General features: G+C 62.5%; 33 protein-coding genes and 3 tRNA genes. 18 read left to right on the plus strand and 18 right to left on the minus strand.

The annotated features are described in order from the left end of the window. Position 1 precedes the first annotated feature (1 nt). The gene (nadA, locus tag C476_RS00800; RefSeq protein WP_008008880.1) at positions 2–1135 is read right to left on the minus strand and encodes a quinolinate synthase NadA; all 1134 of its coding nucleotides are present in this window, start codon (positions 1133–1135) and stop codon (positions 2–4) included. A 400-nt stretch (positions 1136–1535) separates the two neighbouring features. On the opposite strand from nadA, the gene C476_RS00805 reads away from it, so the two are divergent. After that, positions 1536–2006, plus strand: coding sequence for an MGMT family protein (locus C476_RS00805; RefSeq protein ID WP_008008881.1), 471 nt, complete (start codon positions 1536–1538; stop codon positions 2004–2006). A gap of 121 nt (positions 2007–2127) precedes the next feature. Continuing rightward, positions 2128–2565: a DUF5790 family protein gene (locus C476_RS00810; protein WP_008008883.1), complete on the plus strand. Its 438-nt coding sequence runs from the start codon at positions 2128–2130 to the stop codon at positions 2563–2565. 62 nt (positions 2566–2627) lie between these two features. Here C476_RS00810 and C476_RS00815 read toward each other — a convergent pair whose 3' ends face one another. Next, a complete protein-coding gene (locus C476_RS00815; RefSeq protein ID WP_008008885.1) occupies positions 2628–3365 on the minus strand; it encodes a creatininase family protein in 738 nt (245 codons plus the stop codon). A gap of 101 nt (positions 3366–3466) precedes the next feature. Here C476_RS00815 and C476_RS00820 point away from each other — a divergent pair, with 101 nt between their 5' ends. After that, positions 3467–3811 carry a DUF5789 family protein gene (locus C476_RS00820; protein WP_008008887.1) on the plus strand — a complete coding sequence of 115 codons (345 nt, stop codon included), beginning with the start codon at positions 3467–3469 and terminating at the stop codon, positions 3809–3811. 54 nt (positions 3812–3865) lie between these two features. Here C476_RS00820 and C476_RS00825 read toward each other — a convergent pair whose 3' ends face one another. Both C476_RS00825 and C476_RS00830 read right to left on the minus strand, forming a co-directional pair. Further along, a complete protein-coding gene (locus C476_RS00825; protein ID WP_008008889.1) occupies positions 3866–5830 on the minus strand; it encodes an ABC transporter ATP-binding protein in 1965 nt (654 codons plus the stop codon). Positions 5831–5927: 97 nt separating this feature from the next. Next, on the minus strand, positions 5928–6470 hold the full coding sequence (locus C476_RS00830; RefSeq protein ID WP_008008890.1) for a DUF192 domain-containing protein: 543 nt from the start codon (positions 6468–6470) through the stop codon (positions 5928–5930). Positions 6471–6532: 62 nt separating this feature from the next. On the opposite strand from C476_RS00830, the gene C476_RS00835 reads away from it, so the two are divergent. Beyond that, a tRNA-Val gene (locus tag C476_RS00835) sits at positions 6533–6606 on the plus strand. A gap of 262 nt (positions 6607–6868) precedes the next feature. Here the strand turns inward: C476_RS00835 and C476_RS00840 are convergent. Continuing rightward, the gene (locus C476_RS00840) at positions 6869–7315 is read right to left on the minus strand and encodes a DUF7344 domain-containing protein (RefSeq protein ID WP_008008891.1); all 447 of its coding nucleotides are present in this window, start codon (positions 7313–7315) and stop codon (positions 6869–6871) included. 221 nt (positions 7316–7536) lie between these two features. On the opposite strand from C476_RS00840, the gene C476_RS00845 reads away from it, so the two are divergent. Continuing rightward, positions 7537–7610: transfer RNA gene (locus tag C476_RS00845), tRNA-Phe, on the plus strand. Between the two features lie 202 nt (positions 7611–7812). On the opposite strand, the gene C476_RS00850 is transcribed toward C476_RS00845, so the two are convergent. After that, positions 7813–8088 (minus strand): DUF7577 domain-containing protein, encoded by a 276-nt coding sequence (locus C476_RS00850; protein ID WP_049911520.1) that lies wholly within the window; start codon positions 8086–8088, stop codon positions 7813–7815. Positions 8089–8210: 122 nt separating this feature from the next. Here C476_RS00850 and C476_RS00855 point away from each other — a divergent pair, with 122 nt between their 5' ends. Then, positions 8211–9071: an aldo/keto reductase gene (locus C476_RS00855; protein WP_008008894.1), complete on the plus strand. Its 861-nt coding sequence runs from the start codon at positions 8211–8213 to the stop codon at positions 9069–9071. Positions 9072–9094: 23 nt separating this feature from the next. On the opposite strand, the gene C476_RS18805 is transcribed toward C476_RS00855, so the two are convergent. Next, complete coding sequence (locus C476_RS18805; RefSeq protein ID WP_008008895.1) at positions 9095–9262, minus strand: hypothetical protein; 168 nt, start codon at positions 9260–9262, stop codon at positions 9095–9097. A 233-nt stretch (positions 9263–9495) separates the two neighbouring features. Beyond that, positions 9496–9567: transfer RNA gene (locus tag C476_RS00860), tRNA-His, on the minus strand. Between the two features lie 147 nt (positions 9568–9714). On the opposite strand from C476_RS00860, the gene C476_RS00865 reads away from it, so the two are divergent. The 4 genes from C476_RS00865 to C476_RS00880 all read left to right on the plus strand — a co-directional run bounded on the left by C476_RS00865 (position 9715) and on the right by C476_RS00880 (position 12471). Next, on the plus strand, positions 9715–10170 hold the full coding sequence (locus tag C476_RS00865; RefSeq protein ID WP_008008896.1) for a DUF5814 domain-containing protein: 456 nt from the start codon (positions 9715–9717) through the stop codon (positions 10168–10170). Positions 10171–10249: 79 nt separating this feature from the next. Further along, positions 10250–10642, plus strand: a complete 393-nt coding sequence (locus C476_RS00870) for a hypothetical protein (protein ID WP_008008897.1) — start codon at positions 10250–10252, stop codon at positions 10640–10642. Positions 10643–10698: 56 nt separating this feature from the next. Continuing rightward, positions 10699–11925, plus strand: coding sequence for a hydroxymethylglutaryl-CoA reductase (NADPH) (gene hmgA / locus C476_RS00875; RefSeq protein ID WP_008008898.1), 1227 nt, complete (start codon positions 10699–10701; stop codon positions 11923–11925). 138 nt (positions 11926–12063) lie between these two features. Then, positions 12064–12471, plus strand: coding sequence for a hypothetical protein (locus C476_RS00880; protein ID WP_241430457.1), 408 nt, complete (start codon positions 12064–12066; stop codon positions 12469–12471). A 47-nt stretch (positions 12472–12518) separates the two neighbouring features. Here the strand turns inward: C476_RS00880 and C476_RS00885 are convergent, their stop codons facing one another. Beyond that, positions 12519–13043 carry a DUF5817 domain-containing protein gene (locus tag C476_RS00885; protein WP_008008900.1) on the minus strand — a complete coding sequence of 175 codons (525 nt, stop codon included), beginning with the start codon at positions 13041–13043 and terminating at the stop codon, positions 12519–12521. 215 nt (positions 13044–13258) lie between these two features. On the opposite strand from C476_RS00885, the gene C476_RS00890 reads away from it, so the two are divergent. Then, on the plus strand, positions 13259–13597 hold the full coding sequence (locus C476_RS00890) for a cupin domain-containing protein (protein ID WP_008008902.1): 339 nt from the start codon (positions 13259–13261) through the stop codon (positions 13595–13597). A gap of 74 nt (positions 13598–13671) precedes the next feature. Continuing rightward, on the plus strand, positions 13672–15039 hold the full coding sequence (locus C476_RS00895; protein ID WP_049911522.1) for an NRAMP family divalent metal transporter: 1368 nt from the start codon (positions 13672–13674) through the stop codon (positions 15037–15039). Positions 15040–15072: 33 nt separating this feature from the next. Here the strand turns inward: C476_RS00895 and C476_RS18645 are convergent, their stop codons facing one another. From C476_RS18645 to icd, 3 genes are all read right to left on the minus strand, one after another. Then, complete coding sequence (locus tag C476_RS18645; RefSeq protein WP_160162884.1) at positions 15073–15225, minus strand: hypothetical protein; 153 nt, start codon at positions 15223–15225, stop codon at positions 15073–15075. Positions 15226–15288: 63 nt separating this feature from the next. Continuing rightward, positions 15289–15732: a GNAT family N-acetyltransferase gene (locus C476_RS00900; RefSeq protein ID WP_008008906.1), complete on the minus strand. Its 444-nt coding sequence runs from the start codon at positions 15730–15732 to the stop codon at positions 15289–15291. Positions 15733–15915: 183 nt separating this feature from the next. After that, complete coding sequence (gene icd / locus C476_RS00905; protein ID WP_008008908.1) at positions 15916–17178, minus strand: isocitrate dehydrogenase (NADP(+)); 1263 nt, start codon at positions 17176–17178, stop codon at positions 15916–15918. 746 nt (positions 17179–17924) lie between these two features. Here icd and map point away from each other — a divergent pair. Then, complete coding sequence (gene map / locus C476_RS00910; RefSeq protein ID WP_008008910.1) at positions 17925–18821, plus strand: type II methionyl aminopeptidase; 897 nt, start codon at positions 17925–17927, stop codon at positions 18819–18821. Between the two features lie 121 nt (positions 18822–18942). On the opposite strand, the gene C476_RS00915 is transcribed toward map, so the two are convergent. After that, a complete protein-coding gene (locus C476_RS00915) occupies positions 18943–19143 on the minus strand; it encodes a DUF7835 family putative zinc beta-ribbon protein (RefSeq protein ID WP_008008912.1) in 201 nt (66 codons plus the stop codon). Between the two features lie 247 nt (positions 19144–19390). Here C476_RS00915 and C476_RS00920 point away from each other — a divergent pair, with 247 nt between their 5' ends. Continuing rightward, a complete protein-coding gene (locus C476_RS00920) occupies positions 19391–19930 on the plus strand; it encodes an HIT family protein (protein WP_008008914.1) in 540 nt (179 codons plus the stop codon). A gap of 217 nt (positions 19931–20147) precedes the next feature. Here the strand turns inward: C476_RS00920 and C476_RS00925 are convergent, their stop codons facing one another. The 3 genes from C476_RS00925 to C476_RS00935 form a co-directional block, all read right to left on the minus strand. After that, positions 20148–20510 carry a winged helix-turn-helix domain-containing protein gene (locus C476_RS00925; RefSeq protein ID WP_008008916.1) on the minus strand — a complete coding sequence of 121 codons (363 nt, stop codon included), beginning with the start codon at positions 20508–20510 and terminating at the stop codon, positions 20148–20150. A gap of 190 nt (positions 20511–20700) precedes the next feature. Beyond that, a complete protein-coding gene (locus tag C476_RS00930) occupies positions 20701–21954 on the minus strand; it encodes a tRNA (N(6)-L-threonylcarbamoyladenosine(37)-C(2))-methylthiotransferase (protein WP_008008918.1) in 1254 nt (417 codons plus the stop codon). 79 nt (positions 21955–22033) lie between these two features. Next, on the minus strand, positions 22034–22381 hold the full coding sequence (locus C476_RS00935) for a DUF7471 family protein (protein ID WP_008008920.1): 348 nt from the start codon (positions 22379–22381) through the stop codon (positions 22034–22036). A gap of 232 nt (positions 22382–22613) precedes the next feature. On the opposite strand from C476_RS00935, the gene C476_RS00940 reads away from it, so the two are divergent. After that, positions 22614–23141 (plus strand): winged helix-turn-helix transcriptional regulator, encoded by a 528-nt coding sequence (locus C476_RS00940; protein ID WP_008008921.1) that lies wholly within the window; start codon positions 22614–22616, stop codon positions 23139–23141. Positions 23142–23153: 12 nt separating this feature from the next. Here C476_RS00940 and C476_RS00945 read toward each other — a convergent pair whose 3' ends face one another. Continuing rightward, on the minus strand, positions 23154–24179 hold the full coding sequence (locus C476_RS00945; RefSeq protein WP_008008923.1) for an AI-2E family transporter: 1026 nt from the start codon (positions 24177–24179) through the stop codon (positions 23154–23156). Between the two features lie 117 nt (positions 24180–24296). Between C476_RS00945 and C476_RS00950 the strand changes: the two genes are divergently transcribed. Beyond that, the gene (locus tag C476_RS00950) at positions 24297–25037 is read left to right on the plus strand and encodes a DUF547 domain-containing protein (RefSeq protein WP_008008926.1); all 741 of its coding nucleotides are present in this window, start codon (positions 24297–24299) and stop codon (positions 25035–25037) included. 36 nt (positions 25038–25073) lie between these two features. Here the strand turns inward: C476_RS00950 and C476_RS00955 are convergent, their stop codons facing one another. Next, complete coding sequence (locus C476_RS00955) at positions 25074–25610, minus strand: amphi-Trp domain-containing protein (protein ID WP_008008929.1); 537 nt, start codon at positions 25608–25610, stop codon at positions 25074–25076. A gap of 105 nt (positions 25611–25715) precedes the next feature. Between C476_RS00955 and C476_RS00960 the strand changes: the two genes are divergently transcribed. Together C476_RS00960 and C476_RS00965 are read left to right on the plus strand one after the other, a co-directional pair. Next, the gene (locus C476_RS00960; protein ID WP_049911530.1) at positions 25716–26516 is read left to right on the plus strand and encodes a hypothetical protein; all 801 of its coding nucleotides are present in this window, start codon (positions 25716–25718) and stop codon (positions 26514–26516) included. Positions 26517–26611: 95 nt separating this feature from the next. Beyond that, positions 26612–26827 (plus strand): universal stress protein, encoded by a 216-nt coding sequence (locus C476_RS00965; protein WP_008008932.1) that lies wholly within the window; start codon positions 26612–26614, stop codon positions 26825–26827. Positions 26828–26852: the final 25 nt, after the last annotated feature.

The raw sequence follows: 26852 nt of genomic DNA on the forward strand, positions 1-26852 counted from the left end.
CTTAGATCTCGAGCATCCGATCGAGTGCGACGCCCGCGAGTTCTTTCTCCTCGGGGGCGACCTCGATCACGTTGTGTTCGCGGCCCGCCGCGAGTTCCTCGAGCACCCAGGTCAGATAGTTGGGGTCGATCTGGCGCATGGCGTTGCAGTCCATGCAGGCGTCGCCACAGAGCGGAACGACGTCGACCTCGGGGTGCCACCGCTGGAGGTGGTTCGTGAGGTGGACCTCGGTGCCGATCGCCCAGGTGTCGCCGGGGTCGGCCTCGGCGATCGTCTCACAGATCGTGGCCGTCGAGCCGGCTTTGTCGGCGGCTTCGACGACTTCGCGGCGACACTCGGGGTGGACGATGACCTTTGCACCGGGGTTGTCTTCGCGAACCTGTTCGATGTGTTCGACGCGGAATCGCTCGTGGACCTGGCAGTAGCCGTCCCAGAGGATGATGTCGCGGTCCGCCACTTCGGCGGCGTCTTTGCCCTCCGGATTCCAGGGGTCCCACTGGGCAATTTCGTCTTCCATGCCGAGTCGGTGGGCAGTGTTCTCCCCGAGGTGCTTGTCTGGCAGGAACAGCACCTTGTCACCTTTGTCGAAGGCATATTCGAACGCTTTGTGGGCGTTCGACGAGGTACAGACGAGCCCGCCTTGGCTCGCACAGAAGGCCTTCAGGTCGGCATAGGAGTTCATGTACGTGATCGGGATAATGTCGTCATCGGACGCGGCGGCGGTGATCTCGGCCCACGCGCTGTCGACCTGCAGCGCCTCGGCCATGCCCGCCATCGGACACGACGCCTCCATGCTCGGGAGGATCACTGACTGGTCGTCGTCCGTGATGATGTCGGCGCTCTCGGCCATGAACGTCACGCCGCCGAAGATCACGTATTCGGCGTCGGCCTCGGCGGCCTGCTTCGAGAGCTGGTAGGAGTCACCGATGAAGTCCGCGTGCTCGACGATCTCCCGTCGCTGGTAGTTGTGGCCCAAAATGACGACGTCGTCGCCGAGTTCGGCGAGCGCCGCCTCGATGCGTTCTGTCCGCTCGTTTTCTTCGAGATCGCGATATCGTGGCGGGAGTTGTTCGAGATTGTCGTATTTGAACAAACTGAGATCGGTTTCGAACTCCGCCGTTTCCATATTGGCCATTTCACGTCACCTATGGGTAACACCACATCACACGCGAGTATTGAATAACTTTTTCCTTCGAAAGTAGAATTCGGGAGAATACTATCCGTGAATACGCCGACCGAAAGTCGATAGCGCGGGATTTGGCCCGCCGGACGTCGTCCTCGAGAAGATGACTGCCGAGAGTGGCGACGACGAGCTAGCCGATCTGTGCTCGTTCTGTTTTCAACTCGAAGCTATACGACCGGACAACAATCAGTGAATACGCGATCGCGTCTCGACGACTGTCGCCGTCGGCGACAGCGTCGTGGGTGCGATCAGGGATGAACCGTTTTGTCCGGCAGTATAACAGGACCGATGTGAGCCGCCAGTGAGATCCAAGACCGGCGGCTATTCAAGTCCGGCTTGCCTACGGAATCGTATGGAGGACGTTACCGACGCTGGAATCTACGCGCGGGAATCGCCCTATCTCGATCGGTGCGTGCAAGTGGGGGCTGCCAGCGGGCGAGTCCTCAGCGTCTCGTTTCCGGACGTGCCCGACGCCGATGCCGAGGCGGATCATCCCGTTCTCGATCAGATCTTCGAGTACTTAGACGGCCTCGAGCCGGTCAGCTTCGACGACGTACAGGTCGCGATGACCATGCCGACCGACCAGCGGGCTGTTCTCGAGAGCGTCCGGGAGATCCCCTACGGCGATCAGGTCACTGTCGACACGCTCGCCCGGATGACCTCGGGGCTCGATCACGAGGACGACGACGACATCATCCTCGTCCGGACTGCACTCGACGAAAACCCGACACCGATCCTCATCCCGGACCATCGCGTGAGCGACGGCCCGAGCGCCGCGCCGCCGGACGTCGAACAGAAGCTCCGGTCGATCGAGGAACTCTGATCGGTTGAAGACCTCCCTTTCGAAATTCGGTCGCTGTTCTTCCGGCATTGATCCGCTCCGGCCCGATTTCACTTTCACTTTCGGGCTACCTTTTAACCATGGGCCCCGTGAACACGATGACATGAGCCAAGCGACGCTCGGCGACGACGAGGAACTGTTCGGAGAAGCGGCCACCGAGATGCGTGCGGACGTCGAGTCCTCGCTCGCGGACGCCTGGGGAGCACTCCCTGATGCCGACGACGTCTGGGAGACCGATGCCGACAACGTGTTGGGCGTGCTCAACGGCCTCAACTCGGCGCTCGAGGTCGGCGACGCCGAGGCCCACCTCCGCGATGCGAAAAAGTGGTTCACCATGGGCCAGCGTGCCGACGCCTTCGACGACGCCGACGACCTCAAGGCAGAAATCGCCGACCTGGAAGCAGCAATCGCGGATCTCTCACGGGCCAGCGAGCAGGTCGGCGACCTCACGTCGACGATTCCGGCGCTTCGCGGCACGCTCGAAGATGCCGGACTCGCAGACGACGCAGCTGACGATGACGCGGACGAAGCCGAGGAGTAATCGATTCCGTTCGGCCGACGTTCCGAATCGTCCCGGCTCTCGGCCGACCCGCCGTCCGATCCTTACCGATGGTCGGGCCGCGAGACGTCACGCTCGGCGACCGTCTCGAGCAGCCGAGCCAGCGAGTCGGCCGCTAACTCGAGCAGCGTTTCCCCGCGTTGGGCGTCGCCATCGGCCGGATCGCCGACGACACCGTTTTCCGAAAACTCCGCCGAGTCGTAGGCCAGATTGACGTGACTCGTCCAGTCGCCCCAGCCGTCGGCCGCGTCGGCACGGGCCTCCTCGATCCGATCCTCTCGGACCAGCTCCGGCTCACAGTGGCGAAGCAATGCCGTCTCTAAGGGGCCGCCGTGGCCCATGTCGGCGCTGTGCTCGCTGACGGCCTCGAACCAGGTGAAGGGGACGACGTAGGCGTCGCCGGCTCGCGTGAGCCGGCCACCGACCACCCGGAGGGCGTCGACGTTGCCGCCGTGGCCGTTGACGATGACGACGCGGTCGAAGCCGTGGTGTGCGAGGCTTTCGACGGCCTCGCCGACGTAGTCCCGGAAGGTGTCCTCGGAGACCCACATCGTCCCGGGGAACTGGCGGTGTTCCGCGGCGATCCCGACCGGAATCGCCGGTGCGCGCACGACCTCGCGATCGGTGCGTTCGATTCCCGCGTCGGCGACCGCCTCCGCGGTCAGCACGTCCGTCCCGAGAGGCGCGTGTGGGCCGTGTTGTTCCGTGCTCCCCACGGGAACGACGGCGAGATCGGTCTCGAGGTCTCGAACGTCCGTCCACGTCGCCGCTGTGAGATCCATGCACGAGTATACTATCGGCTGTACGTCAGTATGGCGGTTCGCCGACTCTCATGGCGAGCGCAGGCCCAATCCGTTTTCGGCCCCGTCGCGTCCCGTCATCTATGTCCGACAAGAGCCGCGAGCGCGGCGTCGAACTCGGCGACGTACAGGCGACGCTCACGAACGTGGAGTTCCCGATCGGTCACGACGAGTTACTCGACGCACACGGCGACGAGGAACTCCAAATGAGCGATACCACGACGACACTCGAGGAGGTCATCGGATCGCTTGGCGAAGATGAGTTCCAAGACTACGGTGCGGTCGAGGGAGCGATCATGAACATGGTCGGCGACGAGGCTATCGGTCGGAAAAACTACAGCGACCGCACGCCGCCCGCAATGGGCGAGGAGCGGCAAGATGAGGGCGCACCGGACACTGATGGGTACAGCGAGCAAGAGTCGTTCTAGGCGTCGCGTCGCCCTCCTTCCATCGCGTCGAACGATGGCTGTCGGCCGGCACTCTTAGTCGTCGTCACCGATTTCGGTCCGTGCCTGCCGGCGCTGCGCACGTTCGATGAACTCCTGTGGGAGTTCGTCGATCTCGCCGGCTTGCACCCCCCAGAGATGTGAGTAGAGTCCGTCGTTCCTGAGCAACTCCTCGTGTGTCCCGCGCTCGACGATCTCACCGCCCTCGAGGACGAGAATCTGATCTGCGTCCCTGATCGTCGAGAGTCGGTGCGCGATGGCGAACGTGGTTCGATCTTCCGCGAGCTCGTCGATCGACCGCTGGATGAGCATCTCGGTCTCGGTGTCGACGTCACTGGTCGCCTCGTCTAACACGAGGATCGCGGGATCTCTGAGGATCGCACGGGCGATCGAGAGTCGCTGGCGCTGCCCACCCGAGAGCTTGACGCCGCGTTCGCCGACCTCCGTGTCGTAGCCGTCGGGCAGGTTCTGAATGAACTCGTGGGCTTCGGCCATCTTCGCGGCTTCGATCACGTCCTCGCGGTCGGCGTCGAAGGTGCCGTATTTGATGTTCTCTGCGACGCTGCCATAGAAAAGGAAGGTATCCTGACTGACGTAGCCGATCGATTCGCGAAGACTCCGGAGGGTGACGTCCTGGATGTTCTGGCCGTCGATCCGAATCGCTCCCTCGTCGACGTCGTACATTCGCAAGAGGAGCTTGAGGACCGTCGACTTGCCGGCACCGGTCGGCCCGACCAGCGCGAGCGTTTCCCCACCCTCGACGGTAAAGTCGATGTTCTCGAGGACTGGCTCCGCTGTCTGTGAATCCTCCGTCTCACGGTCCTCGTAGCTAAACGCCACGTCGTCGTACTCGACGCGGCCGTCAGCCACCGTGAGGCTGGGCGCGTCGGGGTCTTCGCTGACTCGGTTGGGTTCGTCCATCAGCCCGAAGATGCGTGCGCTCGAAGCGCGAGCGCGCTGATACATATTGATTATTTGTCCGAATTGAGCCATCGGCCAGATAAACCGCTGCGTATAGAGAATGAAGACGACGAACATCCCGGTACTGAGCTCACCCGAAAACGGCCCCGGCGGGCCCGAGATGACCCAGAGGCCGCCGACGAGGAAGGTAATGACGAAGCCGATCCCCGCGAGCACGCGCAACCCGGGGAAGAACTTGATCCGCGTCCGGATCGCATCCCAGTTGGCGTCGAAGTACTCCCGAGAGACGTCTTCGACGCGGTCGGATTCGTAGGACTCGGTCGTACTCGACTTGATGACCTGAATCCCGCCGAGGTTGTTCTCGAGCCGGGAGTTGACCGTCCCGACGGTCGAGCGCACCTGTGCGTACTTCGGCTGGATGGTCTTGATGAACAGGTACGTAAAGCCGGCGATCAGCGGCACCGGCAGCAAGGCAACCAGTGCGAGCTGCCAGTTGATCGCCAGCAGTAAGCCGCCGATACCCACCACCATCACGAGCAGCCGAAACAGGGAGTTCATCCCGTCGTTGAGGAATTTCTCGAGGCGGTTGACGTCGTTCGAGAGGATCGACATCATCTCGCCGGTCTGTTTGTCGGCGAAAAAGCCCATGTCCAGTCGTTGCATCTCGTCGTAGGTGTCGGTCCGAATGTCGTGTTGGACGTTCTGGGCGAACGTGTTGAACCCCCAGTTTCGGGTCCAGTGAAAGATCGCCGAACACAGAAACGCCCCCGCGACGATCCCGATCGTCAGCCAGAACTGGGCGACTCGTCCGGTTGGGACATACGGTTCAATGAGACCCCCACCCACTGGAAACGCCGCCGCGTACGCGACCTCCTGACGGATCACGGCGTCGATCGCGATCCCGAGCATCAGCGGTGGCAACAGATCCAGGACTCGCGCGCCGACGCTCGCGATGACACCGATGACCGCAGCCCCGACGTAGTCACTCCCGTACTCGAGGAACAGCCGCTTCATCGGGTTCTCGACCTCCGCCCGTTGTTCCTCGAACGGATCGTCCTCGTCTCCGTCGGGGCGATTCATTGCACGGGAGTCAGGGATCGCCAGCAATAAGAATTGTCGACCGATCGAACCAGATCCGGCGTCGGCGGCTGTGGGTCACGCACGTTCTCGCTGTGGCTTACGCGCTGTCACCGGTACCGAGGCTGGTGATGGTCGTCTGATTCGACTCGAGATCGATGTCGACCTCGTCGCCGACTTCGATCCCGGTCTCGTTCGTGTAACCGCGTGGCACTTCAAGCACCCATTTGCCGCGGCCGGAGTACTCGAGATCGTTGCCGTCTTCGTTCGGGCCGGGCGCGCGGGCGTGGTGAATCGTCGTGATCTCGCCGTCCGCACCGATGAAGACGATATCGATATCGAAGTCCATCTCGCGCATCACGTAGGTCAGGTCTTGCTCGTTTTCGTAGATGAACAACATGCCATTACCCGGCTCGAGCGAGTCGTGGTCGCTCAGCCCTGTCCGGCGTTCACTGAAGGAGTCTGCGACGTCGACGTCGATAACCGCTTTCGGCTCGTCGCTATCGGCATCGTCGGCGACCCGTACCTCGCCGCTGTCGGGCCCCCACGGCGTCGAGACGAGCCCGGCCTGAACGAGGACGACACCGGCGATCGAGAGGACCGCGATCGCGAGCAATCCCTTGCCTACGCGCCCGATTGTCATACACGATAGCTGCACGGCCAGAGAGTAAAGGTTATTCGGACGGACCTACTCGTCTCGGATGCGGGCTCGTGGTCTAGCTGGTCATGACGCGGCCTTTACAAGGCCGAGGTCGGTGGTTCGAACCCGCCCGAGCCCATATTTCTGCCGCGAACAACTCGTGAGCGGCAGAAATCTGTCGTGAGCGGCGGGTTCGAACGAGAGAAGACGGAGCGAACGAAGTGAGTGACCGTCTTCACGTGGTTCGAACCCGCCCGAGCCCAGTTCTGGGGACCGACAGTGGGTCACGGAACGGTCTCCGAGGACACGTTCTCTAGCGCACGTCACGAACAGAAGCACACTACACCGCCGATCTCGCAGGAGTCCCCTCGAGTACCCGATTCGACCAGGGTTGCTCGTCGTCAGTGTTTGAGCCGCGCAACGTTTTCTCGAATCTGGCCGAGGAGGCCGTCTCCCGATCTGGGCTGGAGAGCCGAATGCAGCGTCGAGTTTTCCGGTTCGTCCTCGACGACGACCCGGAGATACGGCTCGAGTTGCTCGAAATTATCCGCGAGGACGACAGTGTGATTGTCTTCGTTGTGTTCGACGACACCCGCGTCGTCCAGCTTCGGGACGTGACACTGGACCGACGAGACGTAGACGCTCTTGTACTCGTTTTTTGCCACCTCCTCCGGTGGCACGTCGTGTTCCCAGCCGGCAACCGTCTCGGCCAGCGTCGACAGCTCGATGGGGTCGTCCTGTCCCCGGAGCGCATAGAGGAGGTACCGTCGCCGCCGGTTCGCCAGTAACTCGAGGATCGTGTCGGCATCGAGTTCGGTGGGCTCTTGACTCGAGGTAAGGGGTTCCATAACACGGTATTACCCTCCGGAGCGGAAAAGGGTGTCTTGAATATCCGATAATCTAACAGACGAACGGTAATCTCACATAGATCTCCGCGTATTGTCTCCGTTACTGGTTTTTCAGTACCATACTCAATATATTATCCCCCGCTTCAGTCTCCTGTAAGCAGCGTGGAACAACGATCGCGATTCGAAATCCTTTTTTATATCATGGACAGACATTGAGGCAGGCCGCCTTAGCTCAGACTGGGAGAGCACTCGACTGAAGATCGAGCTGTCCCCGGTTCAAATCCGGGAGGCGGCATTTTTCTGCGAACCAGTGAAAGAGCAGAGTAAGCATTTCTGGGCGGAGATCATCCGGGGAGCGGTATCCCGATTTTACGTGATTCTCGCTCGAGACGCGAGTGCTCAGCAGATGCTGTCAACGTGAAACGTACGTTCGCGGGGTGTCGCCGATCGACGTCGCGGTCCCGTTTACAGGCGCTGGTCGCGATGCCGTGGAGACGTCACAGCGGTTCGAGACAGTTTCGACAGTACGTAAATGCGGGATCGTTTTCCACACCGCACTGCTGACACGGGAGTCGCTTGCGGTCTTCAGTGGCGTCGTCAGACGCCGTTGGCTCTGCTATCGTCGCCTCCGCCTCGAGATCGTTGTGTCGTCGCTCGGACTGTCGCTCGAGGCCGTCCCGATAGATTCCTTTGAGCACCGGGATACTGATCCCGATCGCAGCGAGTAAGAGGCCGATGACCACTGCGGCGTAAATCTGTTCGGGAGTGGTCACAGAGCTACTACGGTCGCGGGCTGTTTAGTGCTGTCCACTGGTCGGAGCGCCGAACAGTGCTGGGTCTGGCAGAACGTTCGCAACCGCCAACGACTTTCCCGTTACGTCTCGGTACCCAACCTGTGAGCCACAACTCGATCACAAACGAAAGCGAGACGTTCGAGATTGGCGAGACGACTGTTCACCGACTCGGCTTCGGTGCGATGCGACTCTGTGGGGAGGACATCATCGGCGCGCCCGACGACGAGGAGGCTGCACGCAAGGTCGTCCAACACGCCGTCGACTGCGGCGTCGACTTTATCGACACGGCCGACTCCTACGGCCCGGCCGTCAGCGAACGATTGATCGGCGAGGCGATCGGCAACCGAGACGACGTGGTCGTCGCGACCAAGGCGGGGCTACTGCGAAACGACGCGGGCGACTGGATCGCGCATGGCGATCCGGACTACATTCGCAATCAGGTACTTACCTCGCTCGACCGGTTGCAAACCGACACGATCGACCTCTACCAGTTTCACCGGCCCGACGACGACACGCCCTTCGAGGACTCCATCGCGACGTTTGCGGAACTCAAAGACGACGGGCTCGTCGACGAAGTCGGCGTCAGCAACGTCTCGGCCGAACTCCTCGACCGCGCTCGCGAACAGGTCGAGATCGCGACCGTCCAGAACCGGTACAACCTGCACGACCGCGGGAGCCGCGAGGTCCTCGAGATCTGTGCCGACGAGGGCATCGGCTTCATCCCGTGGGCACCGATCGACGGCGACGATCTGGCCGCATACGGCGACCTCCTCGACGAGATCGCCGCGGCCCACGACGCGACGCGCCGGCAGGTCGCGCTGGCGTGGCTGCTCGAGCGGGCCGATGTCATGCTCCCGATTCCGGGCACGTCCAACCGCGATCATCTCGAGTCGAACGTTGCTGCCTCACGCCTGTCGCTGTCCGACGCGGAGGTGCAGCGACTGACTCAGGCTGCAGAGTGAGTGCCTGCGACTGTCGGCACGTCTCACTCGCCGACGTAGATCGTCTGCAGCCGCGAGCCACAGGACGGACAGCACAGTGTCTGCCATTTCGTCGGATCCAGCCCGCCTATCGTCTTCGTTCGGCGCACCTTGTCGAACGGGACCGTTTCACCACAGGACTGGCAGTCGAAGGGATCGTCCGTCTTGGTCATCGGCTGAGATAGCGCGTGCACACGTATGGGTGATACTGTCTGGAGGCGGTGGGGGACTGGTGTCCGTGCGTCCCAGACCGGGACTCGGTCCGAACACACGCGAACGGGGGCGCACCCTCGAGAGCCCAGCGATACCTGACGAGTTCCGTGACTCGAAGAGTAGTACGCAACAGAACGTCCGGGTGCGAGAACCAAACCACGTCGAGACGTGCTCACTTCGTTCGTCGGAAAAAGTCCGGGTGCGAGAATCGAACCCGCGTCTCAGCCTCCACAAGGCTGAAGGATAACCACTACCCCAACCCGGACGCGCTTACATCATATCCTACACGCGGTTGGCCTGAAATACGTTACGACTCCAGGATCGGAGTGTGCGATTCCATACCGCGCGATTTCGATCACACTACGCGCGACCGAGACGTTTTTCGGCACACGGCCGGTACCACCGGTAACGCGTGGCCATCACCGACAAGATCTACATCAAGAACCACCGTCAGCTCAGCTCCCAGCTCGAGACGAACATCCCCAAGGGAGCGTTCAAGGGTGCAACGCTCGATATGCTCTTTCAGGGCGAGGGCCTCGAGAAACTCGACGACGCGACCCGTGATCGCGTCCTCGATTTCACACAGGACTTTCTCGACTGTGGTTGTGACAACAACCCCTACTGTGGCTGCCCGGAGCGGAAGTTCATCCAGTACCTGCTCGAGTTGCGTGCCCAGGGGCTCGGGCCGGATGCGATCGTCGACGTGATGACCGACGACTACATGGTCTATGCCTACCCGGGCGACGTCCTCTCGTTTCTCGACAACGCCGTCCGCACCCTCGAGGCTGCGGAGGGCCTTGCCCGCGTCGACGGCGCAGACGAGGCCCGCGACGAGATCCAGCAGGCAAAGCGGGACCTCGCGCGCTGAGTCATCGCGCGCTCACACCTGGGCCGCTGAAACTGCAACTGAGCGCAAGGTTGACCTGTTCGGCCGGTGATCGGTCACTATGATCGATCGGGAGGGACGCGTCGTCTTCGGCTCGTTTCTGGCGTTCGTCCTCCTCGTCGCGTGCTCGGTCGTCGTCGAGCGCCAGACTGGGATCGCGCTCCGCGAGAGGCCACTGGTGTCTTTCGTTCTGGTCGGCGGCGTTGCCATTGCCCTGCCGCAGCTGTACCTTGCGTATACGGAGACAGGGGCACGTTCGCGGACGCGACTCCGATTTGCGGCCGTTACCACTGCTGTGTTCGCGGTCGCGTTCGCTGACGACGCAGCGGGCGTGCGCTATCTGCTGCTTGCGACGATCGGCACCGGCGCACTGCTTGGGCTTTTCTGTTACGAGGCGCTTTCGGGATATCGTGCCGTCAGCGACGATGTCTCGTTTGATCTCCAGGATCGGTGACCCTCGAGTCAGGAGAATCAGCAACTGTTAGGGTAGCCGACCGTCTCGACCCATCCATGACAGATCCCGAGGAACTCGCCGCGCGGGTGCGCGATGGCGACGTTCGCATTCACGAACTCGAGGACCATGCCGACTACGACACTGCGGCCGAAGCACGCCGGCTGCTCGTCGAACGCGAGACGGGAGCTGATCTCGAGGCCGTCGGCGACTACTCGTTCCCCGCCGAGCAAGCGGAGCCGAACATCGAGAACATGATCGGTGCAGCACAGGTTCCGATGGGCGTCGTCGGTCCCGTTCCTATCCACGGCGGCGCGGCCGACGGCGAGCACTACCTGCCGCTTGCGACGACCGAGGGCGCATTGCTGGCGTCGGTCAACCGCGGGCTGGGCGTAATCCGCGCGGCCGGCGGGGCCGACGCACGCGTCACGAAAAACGGGATGACCCGCGCGCCAGTCTTCCGGGTCGACGGCGTCGCCGAAGCCGCCGAAACCGTCGAGTGGGTCGAGGACAACCTCGAGACGCTCCGTGAGGCCGCCGAGTCGACGACGAGCCATGGCGAACTGCTCGACGTCGAACCCTACGTCGTCGGCGATTCCGTCTATCTTCGCTTTGCCTACGACACCAAAGATGCGATGGGGATGAACATGGCCACGATCGCCACCGGCGAGGCCTGCGAGGTCGTCGAGGCCGAAACCCCCGCCTCGCTGGTCGCGCTCTCGGGCAATCTCTGTTCGGACAAGAAACCAGCCGCGATCAACGCCGTCGAGGGTCGGGGCCGCTCCGTGACTGCCGATGTCGTGATTCCGGGCGAACTCGTCGAGGAGCGCCTGCACACCACCGCCGACGCCATCGCCGAGGCCAACACCCGCAAGAACCTGATCGGCAGCGCCAAGGCGGGTAGCCTGGGCTTTAACGCTCACGCCGCCAACGTCGTCGGCGCAGCTTTCCTCGCGACCGGCCAGGACGAGGCCCAGGTCGTCGAAGGCGCGAATACCATTACCACCATGGACACCCGCGAGCGCGAGGACGGTACCACCGACCTCTATGCCAGCGTCTCGCTTGCCTCCCTCGAGGTCGGCACCGTCGGCGGCGGGACGAAACTGCCGACCCAGGCCGAAGCGCTCGAGGTCCTCGGCCTGCGTGGCGGCGGCGACCCGCCGGGCTCGAACGCCGACGCGCTCGCCGAGATCATCGCTGTCGGCGCGCTCGCGGGCGAACTCTCCCTGCTCGGGGCGCTGTCCTCGCGACATCTCGCGAGTGCTCACGAGGATCTGGGCCGATAGGAGCGCTCTCGATCACGGACAGTAGCGGTATAAGTCAGAACCCAGTGTTCTAGAACTATCACAGAAATCGTCATGAGCCTCGGAAGGCGAGTTGTGGGGTGGCTGATCGTTATCGTGGGTCTGTTGGTTCCGGGTCTGGTGGCGACGATCTGCTGGGCTCCGTTTCTCGCGTCGAAGCGGCTCCGGTCACTGTTCAGCCGGTTGCCGCCGTTCGACTCGATGGGAGTCACGTACGTCGTCGTCGCTATCACAGCCTCACTTCCGTACGTTCTGGCCCTCGTTGGCGTGGCAGCGACTGCCGGTGAGAACGCGATCTGGGGGCCGCGGATCCTCGGTGTCACCCTGCTGCTCACCGTCTGCTACATCGTCGGGATTCCGCTTCTCGGCGTGTTCGGGCTTCCTCGAGCGGGGATCGACTGGGACCCGACCGGGTACGGTATTTCGACGTGGGCACTTCTCACCGCTGGTGCGGTCTGGTACGCGATGCTCTTCGCAGTTCCTGTCACGATTCTGGGGCTCGTCCTCTCGAGTCCCGGCGGGTGGTAGTGTGATACTCGAGGCTGCGTATCCAGCGGACAGCGACGTCCGCACTGTCACAGTAACCGATATCGGCCGCGACTCTCGCTGACGACGCCACGCCGCGTGAGTTTCTCGAGCGCCTTTCGCACGTACTCGGTCGATACCCCTCGCTCGCCCGCGTACGCGACGATCTCGTCTTCGGTCGGCTGCTCGAGGGCCTCGAGTGCCCGCTTTACGATTTCCTGTTTGCTCCCACGACGGGTCGGCCCGCGCGGATCGCGGTCGCCAGCCGCCTCGATTTCGTCGGCATCGAGGCCGGCTTCCTCGAGATATTCCGTCTCGTCGACGACGCCGTCGGCCACGTCGATCTCGAGCTCGGCAAAGGAATCCAGTTTGGCAAAGGCCTCACCCTCGCCCTGGCGGTTTGCGAGCATGGATGCGCGCACGTCGCGGGCGTGGGCGGCGTCGTCGGTCTCGACGAACTTCTTGCGCTTTTCGTAGGCCTTGCGCGCGCCACAGCGGGGACACTTGCTCGTCTCCGATCGCCCCTCGAGGATCCAGAGGTTCGAACACTCGCTACAGCCGACAACGGCGTACATAGCTGCCAGTGGGACGTCCCGGCAGTTCAACCTTCGGCAACCGGATCGGAAGTGATACTGTCGGGCAGCAGTCAATACGAAGTCGGTCGCGGATTCGCGGCCGTCTCCACCGGCGACGGCCGCAGCAGCACGACCGATCGTCACGTCGTTCTGTCCGGCAGTATGAAACAGGGCTTGCTGTGGGATTTTAGACGGTTGCCCTCGTCTCGAGGCGTATGGAGCGCGTTTCCCTGACCGATAGCGAGCCCTCGGAGGCAGCCGACGGTGTCCATCTGGCGCTGCTTGCCGGCACCGAGTCGATGAACGTCCAGCATTTCGAGATCGAACCAGGTGCGGTCGTCGAGGAACACAGCCATCCCCACGAACAGACCGGCTTCATTTGTGAGGGCGAGTTGACCTTCCTCGTCGATGGCGAGACGGTCGTTTGTGGCCCCGGCGACTCCTATGCGATTCCGGGTGAGCAGCCTCACGCGGCCGAAAACCGCGGCGACGAGACGGTTCACGGCGTCGATATCTTTAGCCCGCCACGGGAGAACCCGAACTGGCAGGAATAATCAGATTACTGTTGCATCTATCCACCACTACTGAATACCACGAGGTTATCACAGCTGAGTTGTAAGGCTCTCTCATGGCAACCGAACAGCGGTCTATGGAACGCGGCCGAATCAGTACGGCGCTCGAGCGACTCGGGCCGACGTGGCTCGCCGGCGCGATTGCGGCGGGGCCGGCAACGATGGGCAGCCTGCTAGTCGCGGGCGCGAGCTTCGGCTACGCCTTGTTGTGGGTCGTTGTCTGTTCGGCGGTGTTGGGTGCCCTCGGCCAGTATCTCGCCATGCGGTTGGGGCTGCTTACGGAGGACGGAATCGTCTCGGTCGTCGACCGCCATCTGGGATCGACCTGGGCCTGGGTGCTTGTAGTTGACGTCGTGTTGGCCGCCGGCTTGGCGCAGCTGATCATCATGAAAACGTTAGCCGAGGTCAGCGCGACGATGGTTGCCAGTGCGGGCGTCGACGTCACCGTCTTGGCCGATCCGCGCCTCTGGGGAGTCACGTGGGCCGTGATTCTCGCGCTGGGACTCGCCGGCGGCGGCTACCGGGTTGCCGAACTCGGGGCCAAGGTGCTCGTCTCGATGGTCGTCGTCGCGTTCGTCGCAGCCGCGTTCGTCGTCCCGATCGACCCCACTGCGGCGGCGGGCGGACTGGTGCCAGCGATTCCCGCAGGCGTCGATGGCGCACTCGTCGCCGCGGGCATCCTCGGCGGTGCGGTCCACATCACGCTGCTGACGATGCAAAGCTACACGATGCGCGCCCGTGGCTGGACCGTTCGTGATGCCGACACCGCAGTCGTCGATATTCTGAGCTCGATGCTTGGCGCGTTCGGGGTTTTCAGCCTCGCGGTCTTTCTCGTTGCGGCGAGCGTGCTCCCGGCCGCTGGTGTCGATCCCGCGACGATCGACGGGATCAGCGCCGCCCAGACCCTCGGCCCGGTCGCTGGCGAGTATGCGACCTGGGTGTTCCTCGCCGGCCTCCTTGGTGCGGCAGTCTCGACGCTCGGCGGGAACACGATCGTTCCACCGTACCTGCTCGCTGACAAACTCGGCTGGGAACAGTCGACAGACGACAGCCGGTATCGCGCCGCCGTCGCCGGCGTCGCACTCGTCTCTGCCGTCGGTGCGTTTCTTGGCGGCGCGTTCTTCCAGTTGCTCGTGCTCACGCTGGCCTTTGGCCTCGTCGGGACCCCCTTTGCCATCGCCATCATCCTCGTGCTGCTGAACGATCCCGACGTCGTCCCGGAAACGAACTCACGTGTGGCGAACGTCGGTGGGCTCGTGCTCTTCGTCGTCGCCGCCCTCCTCGCGGGTGAGTTCGTCCGCGGGGAACTCGAGACGATTTCTGACCCGCTCTCGGCGTTCGTCGTCGCCTTCGCGGTCGCGATGGCCCTGGCACTGCTCGGACTAGCGGGACGATACGTTCGCGATCGGGTCAGCGGGGACTGAACCACGTGTCACTGCTGGGGCGAAATCGAACCGTCACGGGAGCGCGGTTACCACACCGAAAAAGACGAGCAGCCCGAGTCCGGTAACGAGGGCCGCGATCCCGAGCGGAACGAGTATTCGGCCAGCTTTCCACATCGCGGCGATCATGGCTGCCATCGCCTTTGTTGGGGTATGTATAGCTGACATGTGGTAGTGGCTACCATATCGGAGGCCTTGAAAGTCAGTCAGACGAGTGACAGACGCCATGTCTCAGCGCCGCTCGAGTGGCTTTCGCATCTCGACGTGCGGAATGCCGGCTTCCTCGAATTCTCCGCCGTGGCGCTCGTAGCCGAGGCGGCGATAGAAGTCGGCGGCTTGTGTCTGTGAGTGTAGTTTGAGGGTCACGAAGCCGAGCGTCTCGGCATAGTCCTCGAGTCGTTCCATCAGCGCCCGGCCAACACCCGATCGACGCCGTGACTCGCGGACGGCGACGCGTTCGACCTTCCCGACGCCGTCTGCGTACTCGCGAAGCCGTGCCGCGCCGATGGGGTCGTCGCTGTCGTATGCGACGAAGTGAGTGGCCGTCTCGTCGTATGCGTCGTACTCTATGGCCTCGTCGACGCCTTGGCCCTCGACGAATACCTCATGGCGGACCGCGAAGGCGTCCTCGCGCTTCTGGTCGCTCGTCGCGATCTGTACCTCGAGTTCGTCCATCGCGAGCGGCTACGCCTGCCGGCGCTGAGAACGTTACGGGAACAGCGCGTAGAGACAAAGAAAACGGAAATCGCGGCTTCAAGAGCGGCAGAACGAGACGCGTTCTACCCCCTCAAAAGCTCGCTTTATGCGAACTTTTCGATGTCATCAGACACCGTTGTGTCTGATTGCTCGAAAACTGGCTTATGCCAGTTTCTCGATGTTGTTGACGACTTCCTCGGCGAACTCGCTGGTGGCGAGCTTCTCGGCGTCCTCGAGGTTGCGCTCGAGGTCGTACGTGACCTTGCCGGAGGAGATGGTCTCCTCGACAGCGTCACGGACGAGGTCGGCGGCGTCGTCCCAGCCCATGTAGTCGAACATCATGCGACCCGAGAGGATCATGGCGGTCGGGTTGACCTTGTCCTGACCCTCGTACTTGGGTGCGGAGCCGTGGACGGGCTCAGCCAGCAGGAGGCCGTCACCGAAGTTGGAACCGGGGGCGATGCCGAGGCCACCGATCTGGGCACCACAGGCGTCGGACATGTAGTCCCCGTTTAAGTTCATCGTCGCGATGACGTCGTACTCGTCGGTGCGGGTGAGGATCTGCTGGAGCATGTTGTCGGCGATGCGGTCGTTGACGACAACTGCGTCCTCGGGCGCTTCGCCGTCGCGCTCCTCCCAGAGGGTGTCCTCGGTGATGACCTCGTCACCGTACTCCTCGTTGGCGACCTCGTAGCCCCAGTCGCGGAACTGCCCCTCGGTGTACTTCATGATGTTACCCTTGTGGACGAGGGTAACGGTGTCACGGTCGTGCTCGAGCGCGTAGTCGATGGCGCGGCGGATCAGCCGCTTGGAGCCGAACTCCGTGATCGGCTTGACGCCGATGCCGACGGGGCCGTCGTGGATGACATCGTCTGCGCCCATCTCGTCTTCGACGAACTCTTTGACCTGCTGGACCTCGTCGGTACCGGCTTCCCACTCGATGCCGGCGTAGACGTCTTCCGTGTTCTCACGGAAGGAGACCATGTCCATTTCCTCGGGCGCTTTGACGGGCGACGGGACGCCGTCGAGATAGTAGGTCGGGCGGACGTTCGCGTAGAGGTCGAGCTTCTTGCGCAGCGCGACGTTCAGCGAACGGAAGCCGGCACCGACGGGCGTCGTCAGCGGGCCCTTGATCGCGACGCGGTGTTCCTTGATCGCTTCGACGGTCTCAGCGGGCAGGTTCTCGTCGTATTTCTCGCGTGCGGACTCGCCAGCGTACAGGCGCATCCAGTTGATCTCGCGGCCAGTGGCGTCTGCGGCAGCCTCGAGCACTTTCTGTGCGGCAGGGCCGACGTCGCTTCCGACACCGTCACCGTAGATGATCGGGATGATCGGGTTGTCCGGCACTTCGAGCTCGTCTTCGGTTCCTTCCTTCAGCGTGATCTTCTCCCCGTCCTCGGGGACGTCGATCTTGTCGTAGCTCATCTCGTCTGTACGGTTCGCCGACGGGGGTAAAAGGTCTACCATTTCTGTCTCCGACTGGCAAAACCTGCCCGATATTTACACGAGATGTATTTCTTGAAAATGCCGAAAACGAGGGTTTGAGGGGCCGGAACCGCGAAAATGGGATGGTAAATAATGTAGAATACCGTTAAATAAAGGGTGGGAAGAACTGTCTTTTTATATCACCCAAACGGGTAATTTGTTCGATAAGCAGATCTTCAGTGGCACTCTCTCGACGATGGCCCCCACTGGCAGATACGAAATAGTCTGGCACGTCCACGCGAGGAACAAACTATCATAATATAGTAACAACAGAAACTGGTTACGAACTGATCGCACAGCCCCCGTGTGATCAAGTGTGCACTGACGTTCAATGGCTACGATAACTGCCGCTTCGAGACCGCTCGAGCGACCCGCCGGGAGCGTTCGTGCCTGCGTGCGGTCTCGTGGCGACAGTTGGTTGCTCGAGCCGGCGTCTGTGATGACGTGCTCGGTTCGTGGCGTCTCTCACGCCACCGTACTCAAGGCGTGCATCCGGTATAACCCGTGGCGACTGTTTCGTGAAACGGCAGGGTATTATCCCGTATTACTTCCGTAACAGTCGAGCGCGCCGTCGGTCGCTCACCGCTCGCGTCCGGTCGCAGTGGCCACACGGACGGCGACACAGTGACAGCGCCGTCCGACGAGGAGACGGAACCTCTTTTTGTCGACCGGACCAACCCCGGTGCATGGCCGAATCCGAGGTCGACCTCGAGTCAGAGCAGTACGAGAAACACCGCGAGGCGGGCGAGATCCTCGCGCAGGTATGCGAGGAGGCAGCCGACCGCGTCGAGGTCGGCGCGAGCCAACTCGAGGTTGCCGAGTGGGCCGAAGACCGCATTCGGGAACTCGGCGGCCAGCCCGCGTTCCCCGTCAACATCTCCGTCGACGAGGAGGCGGCCCACGCAACCCCGTCGATCGGCGACGAGACGACCTTCGGCGAGGAGATGGTTAACCTGGACATCGGCGTTCACGTCGACGGCTGGCTGGCTGATACCGCTGTCACCGTCGACCTGTCGGGCACTCCCGAGCTCGCGGAGGCTTCCGAACAGGCGCTCGAGGCTGCCCTCGAGATCGTCGAACCGGGTGTCGAGACCGGCGAGATCGGCGCGGAGATCGAGGACGTGATCGACGGCTACGGCTACAACCCCGTTGTCAACCTCACGGGCCACGGCCTAGGTCACTGGGAACAACACACCAGTCCGAACATCCCCAACCGAGCCGTCTCGCAGGGGACGACGCTCGAGGTCGGCGACGTCGTCGCGATCGAGCCGTTCGCGACCGATGGCGGCGGCAAGGTCACGGAGGGGGCAAGCGAGGAGATCTTTTCGCTCCAGCGCGAGGGCACGGTTCGCAACCGGCAGGCCCGCGACGCGCTCGAACAGATCACCGAGGAGTTCCGGACGCTGCCGTTCGCGACGCGCTGGCTCGAGACGGATCGCCCGGAGATGGCACTCCGCCGGCTCAAGCGTAACGATATCGTCCACGGCTACCCCGTTCTCAAGGAAGACGACGGCTCCCTCGTCAGTCAGAAAGAGCACACGATCATCGTCACCGAAGACGGCTGCGAAGTGACGACGAAGTAAAGACGAACCTATCGGTAATCAGCATCGGTAATCGTCACAGTGAGACGGGAGACACCGCGGAGGAAGCGACGAACACGGGAGCCCAAGCAACGGGCGCTGGTGGCCGAACCGTGAGGGTCGGTTAGGCGTTGTTCATCCGTTGACTCGTGCGGTTGCCACACCGCTGACACTCGGCTACGCGGTAGGGCTCGCGAGAGAACTGCGCGTTCTCTTTCTTGAGGCTCTCGGTTCGGAGCTGGACGGACACCTCGTGGAGAGTTTCAAGATCGCATTCATCGCAGTACTCAGTCATCCCGTTAACGGAATCGTCAGTCGTTGCCATTGTCATATTACCTGCCGTAGCATTATCTTAAAACCCTGCTTTATTTTGTCGTGCGAAACGCAAAAATCGCAAGACTGCGGTACCATCGCCGAAAAATCCTCGTCGAACGTTCGAACCGTTTACGAGGAACGCGCGTTCCTTCAAGACCTAGTTGTAGTCATCTATAACACCTATCCAGGGTGTATCGAACTGCTTGAGCGGACATCCAGGCTGAAACCCTTTAAGACCTCCTCGAGAGATCAGTAGTATGGAGCAGGTGTTCGCACCATGGCGTATCGAGTGGATCAGACGCGAGGACAAAAACGCGGAGATCGAGGACTGTGTCTTCTGTGAACTTCCAGAGCAGGATACCGACCGGGAGAACCTGATCGTCGCGCGAAGCGACCACGCCTTCGTCATGCTGAACAACTATCCGTACAACCCGGGTCACACCATGGTGATCCCTCACGCACACACCGGCGAGTATGCAGCGCTTGAAGACGAGATTCTCCTCGATCATGCCCGCTTGAAACAGCGAACCTTCGATGCACTCGAGGCTGCACTCGAGCCAGACGGCTTCAATGCCGGCTTGAACCTCGGAAACGGGGCTGGTGGCTCGATCGACGACCATCTGCACACCCATGTCGTCCCACGCTGGCAGGGAGACACCAACTTCATGCCTGTGCTAAGCGGTACCACAGTAATCGTCGAAGCGCTCGAGGCGACGTACGAGCACGTCCACGAGGCGTTTGCCACACAAGAGGGAACGACTGTTCCCGACGCGGACAGCGCAGTCGTAATCGAGTAGCGGCGTTCGTCGGCGGGGTCGTCGCAGACAGGCATCTGGCACGCAGTGCCGATGCAACTGCGAGCAGCCCTGCGATCGCGCCGGGGCTCGAAACCGCCATCACCAACTGGAATCGTCCGGAACGAACGCGACCGTCATACGGACTACTGTCAGTCATTTCCGGTGCAACTGCGACCCGCACTGCGGGCCCACCGGGACATCGGGACAGCAGACCGTCTCAGTGTTCGCAGTACAACGTCTTGCCATTCCGGACACATTCGATCCGGATCGGCTCGTCGTAGGTCACCGACACGTGGTCGGCCGATCGAACGTAGATGGCGGGTGTCTCGCCGGACTGACGGTTGAGGTTGGTGAGCAGGCCGGACTCGTGGAGTCGGTCGACTTTTCGATAGGCCGTCGAGAGCGGGAGGTCGTGCTCCGCCGCCAGCTCACGGACCGTCGTCGGCTCGTCAGCGGACAGGAACACGGCCCGCGCGTCGTCGTCACTCAGCAACTCGATGATCTGGCCGGGGTTGCACCCGAGTTCATCGTCCCGCTGGGCGCGCGTACACGGGGAGAGTTGTCTGGCTGTCTCACTCATGCACGATCGGTCGCCGCGAGGCGGTTTATCTGCGGTTCCAATTCCCGCGAACTGAAGATTAGGTCACGCATTGACTCTCTCGAGTCGAATCGAACCTATCGTCCGGCGTCAGACCGACTCCTGTCAGTTATTGCCGACGCACCCGCGACCCGTCATGCGGGTGCGCCGATACCTCGCAACGACAGCCATCTCAGACCGGGTCGCCGAACGCGTACATGGTCTCGTGGGCCGTTATTTCGAGGTCGACGAAGTCGCCGGGCTCGAGGCCGTGCTCGCTTGCGTTCTGGACGATGATCTGTCGGTAGGCCGAATCGCGACACTTGACGGAGTCGGCGGTCCCTTCCTCGACGACGAGACAGTCATCGCGGCGCTGGCCGACCATCTCCGCATAGGCGTCGGCGACGAGGTCGCGTTTGAGGTCGCTCATCTCCTTCGAGCGTTCCTTTTTGACGGTCCCGCCCAGCCCTTTCATCTCGGCGGCGTCGGTGCCCGGCCGCTTCGAGAATCGGGTGACGTTGATTTTCTCCGGGCGCGTCTCCCGCAGCAACGCCATCGACTGTGCGTGGTCGTGGTCGGTCTCGGTGGGGAAGCCGACGATGAAGTCCGTCGACAGTGTCCAGTAGTCGAGGGTGTCGTCGAAGGTGTCGACGACCTCGAGGTATTCTTGGACCTGATGCTGGCGGCGCATATCGCCGAGGACGTCGTCGCTTCCGGACTGGACCGGCGCGTGGAGGAAGTCGTAGAGTTCGTCGTTCGCAGCGAAGACGTCAGCGAGTTCCTCACGGATGCCGTGGATGCCCTTCGGGTTGGCCATCCCCACGCGGACCCGGAAGTCGCCATCGATGGCGCAGATTTTCTCGAGCAAGCGGTGAAGCTTGCGTTCGCCCTCGTCCCAGCCGTAGACGCCGGTGTCCTGGCCCGTGATGCGGATCTCCTTTGCGCCGGCGTGGATCAGCGCGCGGGCCTTTTCGACGTTTTCCTCGATCGACGGAGAGTCGATCTTGCCGGTGGCCTTTTTGGTAATACAGTACGAGCAATCGGACATACACCCGCGCGCGATCGGGAGGATACCGACGACGCCATCGAGAATCGGTTCGGCGTCGGGGGTCGTCGTCGGACACTCGCCGTTGGTGACGGCTTCGGGGACCTCGTCCCAGTGGAGGACCTGGCCGTCGATGTCGGCCTGGGCGAACTCCTCGCCCTGCGCGAGAGCCATACAACCGGTAATAAAGAGATCGGCCGTCTCGTCGGCCAGTTCCTCGGCCCGTCGGAGCATGTTGCGCTCGGTCTTTTCGACGACGGTGCAGGTGTTGAGGATCGCGACATCGGCCTCGTCCGGTCCGTCGACCCGGTAGTGACCCGCATCACGGAGCCGTCGCTCGATCTCGCGACTCTCCCCGCGATTCGACGTACACCCATACGTTTCGATGTGATACCGGGCCATCCGTTTCGTCCAACTGTCGGGGACCGGACGGCAAAAGCCCGACGGATCGGAGCAGCGACAAGCGATCTCGATCCGTCGATTAGTCGTCGAAGCCTCGAGACACGCGTCGGCTCGAGGAACCGCTCCGATAGACCACATAGAGGAGCAACACCGCGATGAGGAAGTCGAACCCGTGCTCCATGAGGTGATGGACAGTCATCGGGGTGAGTCCGAGGACGGTCCCCAGTCCGATCACCGAACGGACGACGAGGATTCCCAGCACGGCTGTGATCAGGACGTAGCGGGCCGACCGACGCTGCGAGTACGCGACAAGGCCGATGACGAACAGTGCCGTCGTTCCGATGACGGCGAGGATGATGACGGCGACGAGGATCGGCGCGAGTTGCGGATCGAGCCACTCGTCAGCAAACGACAGCGCAAGCACCATGTGATCGACATTTGAACTGGGAAGGGCAGTAACCTATTCCCTTTGGTCTGTCTGTGAAAAGCTCGTGACTGACCGCAATGCTCGGTCGGCGGCCAGAACAACGGCTTTCCCGGTTGTTTTCGGGTTCATGCATCGTACACGGGCGGTTCTCGGCGAGTGGGAACGCGGGAAACCCGTTATATGTCCTGCACCGCTAGGCACGGGTACGACCCATCAGGGGGGAAACAGTGATATGACCGATACGCGAGATGAGATCCACGCTCACATCCGAGCCAATGCCGGCGTTCATTTCAACGAACTCGTCAGAGAGTCGGCGTTCGCGCCGGGACAGGTCCAGTACCACATCCGTCGACTGCTCGAGGACGATCGCCTCGTTCGGGAGGAGTGGTACGGCCGGACCCACTACTACCCGCCGGAGTACGACGCGTGGGAGCGAAGCGCCCTGGCGCTGTTCCGTCGCGAAACCGCCCGCGAGATCGTCACGCACCTGATCGAGAACGAACCCGCCGCGCCTGGCAACATCGCCGACGAGCTCGGAATTGCCCGGAGTACGCTCGAGTACCACCTCGACCGATTGGTCGAACACGAGATCGTCGACAAGCGCTACGACGAGCAAAACCGCGTCGTCCTCGAACTCGCAAACCCCGATGCGACTGGCCGGCTGTTGACGACGGTGACGCCGACGGTCCCCGATCGGTTCGTCGATCGGTTCACGCGACTCGTCGACGAGTTGCTCGCAGGGTCCGAGTCACACTCCTGACGGCTTACCCCGTCACTGCACTCCCTGAGCCTCCTCGAGTTCGTCGTAGTTGTCGTTGACCACGTTCAGCGTCGCGATCAGCGCGCCGAGGACGACAGGGCCGTAGAACAGCCCCATGACGCCGAACGCGTAGACGCCGCCGAGGACGCCGAGGATGATCACAGCGGGATTGAGATCGGCGTAGCGATCGACGAGGAGGGGCCGGAGGTAGTCATCGGAGAGGCCGACAACGATCGTACTGTAGCCGAGAAGTCCAACCGCAAGCACCGGTTCGTTCGTCAGGAACAGAAAGCCCACGGCCGGCCCCCACACGAGAAACGAGCCGATCAGCGGGATCAACGAGAGGACGATCATGATGACCGTCCAGAACGCGGCGTTTGGAACCCCTGTCGCGACCAGCCCGAGCCCGGCGAGGGTTCCTTGGACGATTGCGATCAGGACGTGGCCAACGAGGACCGCCCACATCACCGCGTCCAGTTCCCGATAGAACTCGTCCTGAACATCGTTCGGCAGCGGCGTCAACTCCCTGATCCAGGCCAACAGTGTGTCCCCGTCTTTGAGCAGGTAATAGAGCAGAAAGATCGCAACCCCCAGTCCGACGGCAGTATGGGTCAGTGCGCTAAACCACGCCGTCGACTGCTCGAGGACCGTGCTGCCGATTCCCTGTGCGGAATCGGTGAGTGTGGCTGTCAGATCGACGCTCATGCCGGTCTGTTCCTCGATGTATCGCTCGAGGTCAGTGGTTCCGATCGATCCCGTCTCGGTGTTTTCGACGAGTCGTCGGGCGTCGCTTGCGACCAGTGCGATGACGATGACCAGCGGCACGATGACACCCGCAACCGTCGCGGCGACGAGGACGAATGCGGCGATCGGCGGTGAAATCCCGCCCCGTCTCTCGAGTCCCGTCTGGACCGGAGAGAGGATGTATGCCACGAGAATGGCGCCGAGAACGTACTGGGCAAACGGGAGTACGAGCAGCAACGAAAGATACGCAAAGATGGCAACGACAACCAGTAGAAAGCCCTTGCTGAGGTTCACGGGCGTTATTTACAGGGATAACGGGATAAAACTACGGCCCGAATGTATCGCCAGTCAGGACTGTCGTCACGAACCGTCACACGGCTTCAAGGGCCTGGTTCGTGAAGCTAGGCTCGAATGTCGACGCAGCTCGATCCACTCTCGCTCTCGGCTGATCTCCTCTATACTGTCAAGACCGAGGGCAACGCGGACCCGTTGCGGGAACGCCTCGCGACGCTCGAGCGGTCGCATCTGGATCGGGCACTGACCGGTCGCAAGGGAAAGCTTGCGTTCTGGCTCAACTGTTATAACGCGTACGCCCAACTCCTCCTCGAGGAGGAGGCTGACGACGACCTGTTCGATGGCGGGCTGCTCGACGAATGGAAGTTCTTCGCGCGCGATCAGATCCCGATTAGTGGGGTCTGGCTGAGTCTCAACGACATCGAACACGGGATGCTTCGGAGTTCGAAACTGCCGTGGGGGATGGGCTATCTGCCACGACTGTTCCCGTCGTCGTTCGAACGACAGTTCCGCCTCGGGACGTGTGATCCGCGGATCCACTTCGCGGTGAGTCACGGGGCCGATCATTGTCCGCCGATCGCCGTCTACTCGCCCCGTGACGTCGACGAGGAACTGGACATCGCCATCGAGTGGTTCCTAGAGGAGAACGTTTCTTACGATTCCGACGAAGCCAAAGCGACGATTCCGCGCCTGTTCCGCCAGTATCGAGGGGACTTCGGCGGGACGAGCGGGATCGTCGCGTTCCTCCGGGAGTACAACGCCGTTCCGGCTGAGACCACCCCGTCGCTCGAGTACGAGCGCATCGACTGGTCGGCCGATCTCGACGTCGATCTCGACGGAAACGACGTTCGGCGGTAGTCCATCGGCCGCAGGTGCGGGAGTCGGCGACGGTGCTCAGTCGCGCCGTTGAATGGTCGCCGTCGGCGCGTTGCGCATGACACCCCGAGCCGCCCGTTCGGCGTTGAACCGCGAGGCGTAGCCTTCGCCGCTATCGGCGATGATGTTGCCGTTCCAGTGGACGAGCCGCCAGCGCCACTCGCCCGCCGCATCCTCGTAGACCTCGAAGCGGCTGGTTCGCTCGGTGTCGTTCGTCGGCTCGGCGTCCGTCGTGTCGCCGTCATCACGACCGGTGACCCGAACACTCGAGCCGTCGGGATCGTCCCACTCGAGTTCGAGGGCCAGGTCGGCGACCGGGTGGTCAGTTGTCGAATCGCTCGTCGCTTCGAGTCCGGCGACGACGCGGTCCGGAATCGTGATGCTGACCGTCTGGCCGTCGTCGGAGAAGGTAACCGGTCGTCCCGACTCGGCAGCGGCCGTCAACTCGCGGAGGAGTTCCGCGACGTCCGTGCGGTCGTACGCCCGCTCGAGGGCGAAGCTATCAGCTGTGTCTGATCCCTCCGATCGATCGGCATCGTTCGGTGTGTCGGTCATAGCGGAAGTTCGTGGCGCTGTGAGTTAGTGGTTGGTTCTCGCCGTCGGTGTGTCCCGATCGTCTCTGCCGGTGTGTTTTTGTCGCCGCGCTGTCTTCGCTCGCTCGTGACTGCACGCGACTGGACCGCCGATCGAGAGTCCGTATTCGACCGCGACGCGTTCACGTGTCGCCACTGCGAGACCGTCGGCGACGACGCGGCGGCGCTTCGACTCTATCCTGTCGGTGACGTGCCGCGCGAGGGGACCGTTCACGAAAGCGCGCTCGTCACCGTCTGTGCGGACTGTTTCGGGACACTCGAGACAGCTCCGGCGACGCCCTCCGCCACCGCCGAGACGCTGTTTCACCGCGTCCGCGAGACGACCCGGCTGCAGGGAGCGACGATTTCGGACGTCGCGACCGTCGCGTCGCTGTCGACATCGCTGCCCGCGACCCTCGAGTCCGCTCGCGATGACGGGACCGAGGGCGACAGCGACGCGGTGTCGAACTACCGCCGCACCCGGCGCGACGTCTTGCTTGCGATCGCGATCGTCGACGCCCACCTCGAGGAACTCGCTGCTCTCGAATCGGCCGTCGACCCCGACGTTCAGCAGTCGCTCGAAGCGTTCACCGAGACGGCAACAGCCCTCCAGTCGGAGCTCGTCGAGGTCGTCGAACTGAGCGAGACGGTCGTGTCGGCACTCGAGCGCTGTCACGGCTGTTTCGACTCGCTCGAAGGAAAGACGTGTTCGACCTGTGGACTCGAGGCCTGCGAGACGGCTGCCTGGCACCATCCCGGTGGGTCGTCGATCGCGTTCGATCGACTCTTCGGCACGATCAACGAGACGCTGCAGGACGCTTCCGAGACGACCGACACGCTGACCGATCGGACGACGGCACTCGCAACACAGCTCACGGCGGAGCTGTAAGCACACGGATGGTGGCGGAGATTTATACTCACACCGCCGAAACGGCTTGACGATGACTGAACACTTCGAGTGCAGCCACGTCGGGGGGTGGATCGATGGGGTGCCTCCTCGAGACGGAGACCCTGTACGGTACCGACGTTGCGGCGACGATTCTTGACGCTGCACACGAACTCGACGCGACGGCGATCGTCTTTACGCCCCGTAGCGCGAACCGGTGGCTGAAGCTGCTCTCCGGCGACGTCGAACGCAAACTCCTTTCGCAGGCCGATCGGCCACTCGTCGTGTTGCCGCGGTCCGATCAGGAGACGTAACGAGACCCTCGCTGTCGCCAGCTAC

Origin of the sequence: Natrinema limicola JCM 13563, from assembly GCF_000337475.1 — an archaeon.
Taxonomy (GTDB): Archaea; Halobacteriota; Halobacteria; order Halobacteriales; family Natrialbaceae; genus Natrinema; species Natrinema limicola.

Bases quoted from the DNA above. Each gene is read 5' to 3' on its own strand.
- nadA (WP_008008880.1), bottom strand. From the start codon at position 1,135: ATGGCCAATATGGAAACGGCGGAGTTCGAAACCGATCTCAGTTTGTTC.
- C476_RS00805 (WP_008008881.1), top strand. From the start codon at position 1,536: ATGGAGGACGTTACCGACGCTGGAATCTACGCGCGGGAATCGCCCTAT.
- C476_RS00810 (WP_008008883.1), top strand. From the start codon at position 2,128: ATGAGCCAAGCGACGCTCGGCGACGACGAGGAACTGTTCGGAGAAGCG.
- C476_RS00815 (WP_008008885.1), bottom strand. From the start codon at position 3,365: ATGGATCTCACAGCGGCGACGTGGACGGACGTTCGAGACCTCGAGACC.
- C476_RS00820 (WP_008008887.1), top strand. From the start codon at position 3,467: ATGTCCGACAAGAGCCGCGAGCGCGGCGTCGAACTCGGCGACGTACAG.
- C476_RS00825 (WP_008008889.1), bottom strand. From the start codon at position 5,830: ATGAATCGCCCCGACGGAGACGAGGACGATCCGTTCGAGGAACAACGG.
- C476_RS00830 (WP_008008890.1), bottom strand. From the start codon at position 6,470: ATGACAATCGGGCGCGTAGGCAAGGGATTGCTCGCGATCGCGGTCCTC.
- C476_RS00840 (WP_008008891.1), bottom strand. From the start codon at position 7,315: ATGGAACCCCTTACCTCGAGTCAAGAGCCCACCGAACTCGATGCCGAC.
- C476_RS18805 (WP_008008895.1), bottom strand. From the start codon at position 9,262: ATGACCAAGACGGACGATCCCTTCGACTGCCAGTCCTGTGGTGAAACG.
- C476_RS00870 (WP_008008897.1), top strand. From the start codon at position 10,250: ATGATCGATCGGGAGGGACGCGTCGTCTTCGGCTCGTTTCTGGCGTTC.
- hmgA (WP_008008898.1), top strand. From the start codon at position 10,699: ATGACAGATCCCGAGGAACTCGCCGCGCGGGTGCGCGATGGCGACGTT.
- C476_RS00885 (WP_008008900.1), bottom strand. From the start codon at position 13,043: ATGTACGCCGTTGTCGGCTGTAGCGAGTGTTCGAACCTCTGGATCCTC.
- C476_RS00890 (WP_008008902.1), top strand. From the start codon at position 13,259: ATGGAGCGCGTTTCCCTGACCGATAGCGAGCCCTCGGAGGCAGCCGAC.
- C476_RS00895 (WP_049911522.1), top strand. From the start codon at position 13,672: ATGGCAACCGAACAGCGGTCTATGGAACGCGGCCGAATCAGTACGGCG.
- C476_RS18645 (WP_160162884.1), bottom strand. From the start codon at position 15,225: ATGTCAGCTATACATACCCCAACAAAGGCGATGGCAGCCATGATCGCC.
- C476_RS00900 (WP_008008906.1), bottom strand. From the start codon at position 15,732: ATGGACGAACTCGAGGTACAGATCGCGACGAGCGACCAGAAGCGCGAG.
- icd (WP_008008908.1), bottom strand. From the start codon at position 17,178: ATGAGCTACGACAAGATCGACGTCCCCGAGGACGGGGAGAAGATCACG.
- map (WP_008008910.1), top strand. From the start codon at position 17,925: ATGGCCGAATCCGAGGTCGACCTCGAGTCAGAGCAGTACGAGAAACAC.
- C476_RS00915 (WP_008008912.1), bottom strand. From the start codon at position 19,143: ATGGCAACGACTGACGATTCCGTTAACGGGATGACTGAGTACTGCGAT.
- C476_RS00920 (WP_008008914.1), top strand. From the start codon at position 19,391: ATGGAGCAGGTGTTCGCACCATGGCGTATCGAGTGGATCAGACGCGAG.
- C476_RS00925 (WP_008008916.1), bottom strand. From the start codon at position 20,510: ATGAGTGAGACAGCCAGACAACTCTCCCCGTGTACGCGCGCCCAGCGG.
- C476_RS00930 (WP_008008918.1), bottom strand. From the start codon at position 21,954: ATGGCCCGGTATCACATCGAAACGTATGGGTGTACGTCGAATCGCGGG.
- C476_RS00935 (WP_008008920.1), bottom strand. From the start codon at position 22,381: ATGGTGCTTGCGCTGTCGTTTGCTGACGAGTGGCTCGATCCGCAACTC.
- C476_RS00940 (WP_008008921.1), top strand. From the start codon at position 22,614: ATGACCGATACGCGAGATGAGATCCACGCTCACATCCGAGCCAATGCC.
- C476_RS00950 (WP_008008926.1), top strand. From the start codon at position 24,297: ATGTCGACGCAGCTCGATCCACTCTCGCTCTCGGCTGATCTCCTCTAT.
- C476_RS00955 (WP_008008929.1), bottom strand. From the start codon at position 25,610: ATGACCGACACACCGAACGATGCCGATCGATCGGAGGGATCAGACACA.
- C476_RS00965 (WP_008008932.1), top strand. From the start codon at position 26,612: ATGGGGTGCCTCCTCGAGACGGAGACCCTGTACGGTACCGACGTTGCG.